General features: G+C 66.0%; 6 protein-coding genes and 1 pseudogene. 3 read left to right on the top strand and 4 right to left on the bottom strand.

From position 1 onward, the window contains the following. Together C486_RS08585 and C486_RS08580 are read right to left on the bottom strand one after the other, a co-directional pair. Window positions 1-417: pseudogene (locus C486_RS08585) on the bottom strand (aminomethyltransferase family protein); the annotation flags it as partial. A gap of 39 nt (window positions 418-456) precedes the next feature. Further along, window positions 457-753 (bottom strand): DUF6432 family protein, encoded by a 297-nt coding sequence (locus tag C486_RS08580; protein ID WP_008455198.1) that lies wholly within the window; start codon window positions 751-753, stop codon window positions 457-459. Window positions 754-965: 212 nt separating this feature from the next. Between C486_RS08580 and C486_RS08575 the strand changes: the two genes are divergently transcribed. From C486_RS08575 to C486_RS08565, 3 genes are all read left to right on the top strand, one after another. Further along, window positions 966-2,024, top strand: a complete 1,059-nt coding sequence (locus C486_RS08575) for a DUF7093 family protein (protein ID WP_008455196.1) — start codon at window positions 966-968, stop codon at window positions 2,022-2,024. 210 nt (window positions 2,025-2,234) lie between these two features. Continuing rightward, the gene (locus C486_RS08570; RefSeq protein ID WP_008455194.1) at window positions 2,235-2,618 is read left to right on the top strand and encodes a DUF5611 family protein; all 384 of its coding nucleotides are present in this window, start codon (window positions 2,235-2,237) and stop codon (window positions 2,616-2,618) included. A 201-nt stretch (window positions 2,619-2,819) separates the two neighbouring features. Continuing rightward, window positions 2,820-3,008: a hypothetical protein gene (locus C486_RS08565; RefSeq protein ID WP_008455192.1), complete on the top strand. Its 189-nt coding sequence runs from the start codon at window positions 2,820-2,822 to the stop codon at window positions 3,006-3,008. A gap of 51 nt (window positions 3,009-3,059) precedes the next feature. Here C486_RS08565 and C486_RS08560 read toward each other — a convergent pair whose 3' ends face one another. Beyond that, on the bottom strand, window positions 3,060-4,391 hold the full coding sequence (locus C486_RS08560) for a dicarboxylate/amino acid:cation symporter (RefSeq protein ID WP_008455190.1): 1,332 nt from the start codon (window positions 4,389-4,391) through the stop codon (window positions 3,060-3,062). A 104-nt stretch (window positions 4,392-4,495) separates the two neighbouring features. Continuing rightward, on the bottom strand, window positions 4,496-5,980 hold the full coding sequence (locus C486_RS08555; protein WP_008455189.1) for a heme-binding protein: 1,485 nt from the start codon (window positions 5,978-5,980) through the stop codon (window positions 4,496-4,498). Window positions 5,981-6,000 lie beyond the last annotated feature (20 nt).

Genomic DNA, 6,000 nt, shown 5'->3' with positions numbered 1-6,000 from the left:
TATAAGAGACAGGTCGTCGGTCGCGACGCGGATCTCCACGTCCTGAATGAACACCTTTTCCGACCACTCCTCGGCGAGGGGGACGGCGGTTTCGGGCTGAGTGAAAAGCAGGAGCCGCTCGCCCGCGTTGTAGATGTAGAGTTCCACGTCGATCCCGCCCTGGGGATCGAGGACGAGCGCGTAACAACCCTGTCCGTCCGTCGCGGGAACCCGGTTCGAGACGACGTTATCGACGTACTCGACGCGGTCGTCGCCCTCCACGACGATCACGCCGTAGGCCTGCTCGAGCAGGCCGACACCGTTGCGCACCGCCCGGTGGGTACGCGCCGGCCGTCCGTAGTGTTCGACGACGCGCCGATCGCCGCGCTCGCCGAACGTCGCTCCGTGGTCCTCGTGGATAGACTCGATGACGCTCATGCGTATCTCCTGGGGCCTGAGCGTATCAGGCGTTTCGATTCAAAAGGGCAGCCGCTCGCGGAGCCAGTCTCCGATCGATTGCGCCCCGTCTTCCTCGGACGGCGTCTCGGGGACCACGCGTTCGGCGGGCTTGATCACCGTCTCCGACCCCGAGTCGACGACGATCAGGTCGTCCGCTTTGAGCGTCGATAGAGCGTCCTCGAGTTCATCGATGTCGACCTCGACGGCCGCGCGGAGCTCGAAGACGGACATTCCGTCGTCGGCGCGGTCGACCAGCGCGTCGAGTACCGCCACCTCCGTCCGTTCCCGGTTCCGGTACTCCCGCTTTGCTCTCATCTATGTATGTATTCGACCACCTGGGATTTGACGTTTGTCGTTCCGCCGGTTCGAGAGCGCCGGCGTCGCGAGCACCGAGGGAGGTCGGCGGAGAACGCCCGCCCCGATCCGACCGGTGACACATCCCGACGGGACGCGTCCTCACCGTTCGGCCGTCGTGACAGTCCACCAGGCAACACGTTTTTTATGGTATGACTGGGTACGGTGGGACAATGGCCCTTCGATGTTCGTTGCTCGGACACGACTACGGGGACTCCGAAGTCGAACGCGAGCGCGAAGAACGGGGCAGCGAGGTCGTCGTAACCGTCCAGGAGTACGAGGAGTGTGCCCGCTGTGGTGATCGCAACGTCATCAGCGAAAACACCGAAGTGACCAGCCTCTTCGCCGGAACGGACGCCGACTCGGTCCCCGACGAGCCCGATACCGAACCGCCCGAACCACCACTCGAGTCCGATGCGACGGATGCGCCCGCTGCGGCGTCGGCCTCGGGTCCCGAATTCGCCGACCCGGCGGACACGGTTGCGCCGACCGACGGCGACGACGCCGAACTCATCGACGCCGACGACACCGGTTCGGACGCGCTCGAGACGGGGACGGAGCCGTCCGCGAGCCCGACAGCCGGCGCGTCCGAGTCGACTTCGGAAGCGGCGGCCGGCGGTCTCGAGGCCGACGACGACACGGCCGAGATCGACCTGCCGACCGACGAACACGGCGATCCGGTCACTGACGACGGCGAGATCCTCGAGGACGAGCCCGCGACGGATCGGGATCGGGACCACGGCGAGTGGCCCGATTCGGACGATGTCGGCCCGCCGGTCGAGGGCGAATCCGACCCGACAAACTGGCCGGACGACCCGGCCGACGGCGAGACGGCGTCCGACACCGATACCCTCGAGCCGGACGAGATCGACGACGATGCCGTCCTCCTCGACACCGACGACCCCATTGGGGGCGTCCAGACGGGCGGCGAGACCGGACCCGACGGCGCGACTGCGGCTGCGGCCGACGCCCGGTCGGTGACTGCAGAGCCGCCGACGGACGGCCGAGGCGATGCTGAGCCCGCGCCCGATCCCGATCCGGGAACCGGAATCGAACGCGCCGCGTCCGCGCCGACGCCCGCCGAAAGCGACGGCCCGTCCGACGACATCCCGACCGAACTCTACTGTCCGCGGTGTGACTACGTCTCCGCCGGCGATCGGGAATCCCTTCGCACCGGCGACATCTGCCCCGACTGTCGGAAGGGGTACCTCAGCGAGCGCGAGCGACGATAGCAGCGTCGGTCGGGACGGGATCGGCGATCCTCCGCGTTCCCGCGCCGGCCTCTGTGGCTCCGCGAGCGCTCACCGATAGCCCCGCTTCGTTCCGCTCGGTTCCCGACCGACAGCGACCGGTATCGGCGGTCTCCGGGTTCGAGAACGCGTCAGACGCGCGAAACGTCGGCTATGAAAAGAGGTAAACACTCCGCCGTGTTTCTTCGAGCCATGAAGGAGTACAAGATGCGTCGCGGTGAATATCTCGAGGAACGAATTCCGGATATGGAGGCCACGGTCGAGGACTACTTCGGCTCGATCACGGATACCGAGGAGTACAAGGGAAGCGACCTGTACGTCATCGGCGAGCCGACCAATCCGGTCTTCGAGAAGATCATCGCCGGGACCGTTGAATACTCCGGCAAGAAGGACAAACTCGGCGTCGAGTTCCACGAGCGTGATCCCACCGAACTCGGCCCCAACGAACTCGAGGCCGCTGGCGATGCCGTCGACGCGAAAAACGACTTCCTGCTCGAGGCGACCGGCCGCGACGCCAAGTCCCGTCGCGAGTCGATGAAGCGCAAAGTCGAGGACGACCCGGATCACGACTTCTAGGCACCGACTCTTTGCTCTGCGTGCGGTCGGTCCGCGACTGCACTCGACGAACCGCCGATGAGAACCGCAACTCTCCCGGTGGAGCGGGCGACTCGCTACGAGTGCGATGCGCCGGCTTCTCGGTCGCGGACTCGGATATGCGTCGTCGACGGTCGAGCACCTTCGTAACGGCTTTCATCGCCGCGTCGAATCCCTCGAGTCATGGACCCACAGGCGTTTGTCGTCGCCACGTTCGCCGCCCACGTCGGGTTTGCGATCTTCGTGACCGCACACGCGTCGCTGACCGATCGCGACGCCGGACCGTGGCCGTTCGTGACGCTCGCGTTCGGGCTGGCTGGGATCGCCGCCTACTTTTTCTACGACGAGACGAGCGACTCGGACGCGCACTGATACACCGGACGACACGATCGAGCAGACCGTAAAACGACTGGTGACCTGCGTTCAGTCGCCGGCTGTGGCCCGTTCCCCACCCTCGCTACTCGAGCGGGTGCCGTCGGCCCAGACACCTTCCGTGAGGTCGATTCCGTCGGTCCACTTGCCGACGACGGATGCGACGGCGAGGTCGCCGGTCACGTTGTTCGTCGTCGCGATCCGGCCGAGGATCGGGTCGACGCCCGCGACGAAGCCGACGATCTCGAGGGGCAAGCCGACGGCGTTCAGGATGACGGTGAGCATGATCAGCCCCGCACCGGGGACACCGGCAGTGCCGATGCTGATCAGGATCACGGTCGCGAGGACGAGCACCTGATCGCCGAGACCGAGGGAAACGTCGACCATGTTAGCGGCAAATACCACCGTCACGGCCTGTCTGATCGCCGCCCCGTCCATGTTGATCGTCGCCCCGAGCGGGAGGCCGAAGCCGTAGACCGATTCGTCGATCCGCAGGTTCGTTTCGGCGTCGGTGATCGTCACCGGCAGCGTCCCGCTCGAGGAGCGGATCGTGAACGCAGTCAGCATCGCGTCTTTCGCGCCGCTGAGGAAGGCCACCGGCGACTGTCCGAGGATGCCGACGGTCATCACGACGAGGTAAGTCACGGTCATGTGGATCGCGATGCCGATCGCGATGACTCCGACGAGTGCGCCTAATTGAACGATCGCGCCGAGTCCCTCGGTGCCGATCGCGGCGGCCATCAGCGCGAAGACGCCGACGACGCCGTACTCCATGACTCCCCAGACGATCGTGAACAGCGCCTCGGTGCCCGCATCGACGAACGCGAAGAAGCCGTCGACCGCGTCCGCGATCGGGTCGTCGGTTGTCGACTCGCGGACGATGGTCAACGCCAATCCGAAGACGACGACGACGAAGATTGTCGCGAGGATCTCGCCGTTGACCATCGCAGCCAGCGGGTTCTCGGGGACGATCCCCAGGACGACCTCGGAGACGGTCGGCGGTTCGGCCTGCTGGGCCTCGCCACCGGTGAACGCCACGGCCGTTCCGGGATCGAACAGGTTCGCGACTGCGAGGCCGATCAGACCCGCGATCGTCGTCGTCGCGGCGTAGAGTGCGACGGTCAAGCCGCCGACTTTCCCGAGTTTCGACGGCGTCAGCTCGCGCATCCCGCCGAGCAGCGTAAAGACGATCAACGGGATGATCAGCATCTCGAGCAACCGTAGGAAGAGATCACCCAATGGACTGAGAACGCTTGCGCGCTCGCCGGCGATGGCCCCGAGCGCGGTCCCGAGGACGAACGCGACCGCGATACGGTAGATGATCGGAATCGAGCGATACTGGCTCCAGATTCGTCGCGGCAACGACTCCTGCGTCGGACTCATCGACCCGCCCTATGAACGGGACCGATCAACCCGTGTCGCTACCGGTGAGACTGGCCCACTCCTATGACGGCCGCGTCGTGGCAGGGGCGAGTGTGAGGCGACCCTCAGGCCAGGAAGACGTGTCGCGGGCGGTCCGCGAGGACGTCCCGCCCGAACTCGACGGTCTCCGAGAAGGCATCGCTCCGGAAGAACGCCATGGCGTCCTCCCGGGAGTCCCAGCGGCTGGCGATGAACATGTCGTTTTCGTCCTCGCGGTTGACCAACAGGTCGGTCTTACGGTGGCCATCCATGTCGGCGAGGACGCCGCCGACGTCGTCGAAGGTCCCGACGAAATCGCTGCGATGCTCCGGCTCGACCGTGTAGAACATCCCCATCGTCCCCCACGAGTCGTCCTCGTCGTCACCGGCCTGTCGGACGACATCGGGTAACTCGGCGAGGAATCCGGCGGCCGTGTTCGCGGCCCGGTCGGTCTCCCAGAGGCTGACGACGGCGGTTTCGCTGTCCTCGTCTTGGGCCTCGTAGACCGCCGTCTTCACGTGGGTATCGTAGTGATCGAAGTTCTCCCGGTAGCCGTCGACCTCCTCGAACAGGTCGTCGGAATCGGCCGCCGAATAGAGAACGACCGCATGGACGTCCTCGCCGTGGGGCTGGCCGGCGTAGATGCCTTCGTCCTCGAGTTCGTCGCGGATGCCGCCGCTCTCGTCGCCGTGGCCCGACGTCGCGTCGTCGCCGTGGTGGTGACCGCCGGAGCCACCGTGATGCCCCTCGGCGTCGCCGCCGTGGTGAGGGTTCCCGTCACCCTCGGCCGGAACGCGTTCGCCGGCGAGGAAGGTCGCGAGATCCGCGGGCGGGAACCGGCGGGCCGAGAGGAACCGGCCGAACTCGGCGAAGCGGGAACTCGAGGGGTCAAAGCGCATCTCGTAGAGCAGTTCCTTCACGTCCATCGGATCGTCGCCGAACAGCGTCACGCCCCACTCGAAGTCGTCGAGGCCGACGCTACCGGAGATGATCTGGGTGACGCGGCCGGCGTAGTCCTTGCCGATTTCGCCGTGGTTCGCGAGGTAGTCGGCCCGCTCGTCGAAGGGGAGTTCGTACCAGTTGTGGTCGGGGCCGCGGCGCTTGCTCATCGGATAGAAGCTCAGGAAGTCGCTGTCGGGAATCTCGGGTTTGAGCCGCGACTCGATGTAGCGCTCGAGGCCGGCGTCCTCGACCTCGCTGTCCTCGTCGAAGTAGTCCTCGGACATATACCCGGAGACCTCCGTCACCGAGAGGTAGGAGTCGGCCCGCTCGGTGAATTCGGCGAGCGCAGTCTGCTCGAACCGGCGCTCGAGCGTATCGATATCGGCGAGCGTCGGCCGCAGGTGAAGGACGAGCAGGTCGGCCTTGTGACCGAGTACCGAGAACGTCGCCGAGTCACCGGCCTCGGCGTCGTCGACGGCCTCACAGGCGGTCAGATAGTCGATACCGTCGTCGATCGCCTGCGAGCGGCGTCGCTCGGGAGCGTTTCGCCAGGCGTCCCAGTCGATCGACCGGAAGTCGTGTAGGACGTACCAACCCTCTTCGGTCTGTGGCGGTCGTCGTCGTTCCATGGGTGCGAGTTGGGACGGAA

Source organism: Natrinema gari JCM 14663 (assembly GCF_000337175.1).
In the GTDB taxonomy this organism is placed as follows: domain Archaea; phylum Halobacteriota; class Halobacteria; order Halobacteriales; family Natrialbaceae; genus Natrinema; species Natrinema gari.
The sequence above is the reverse complement of the archived record's forward strand: the minus strand, read 5'-3'. Positions and strand labels throughout refer to the sequence as shown.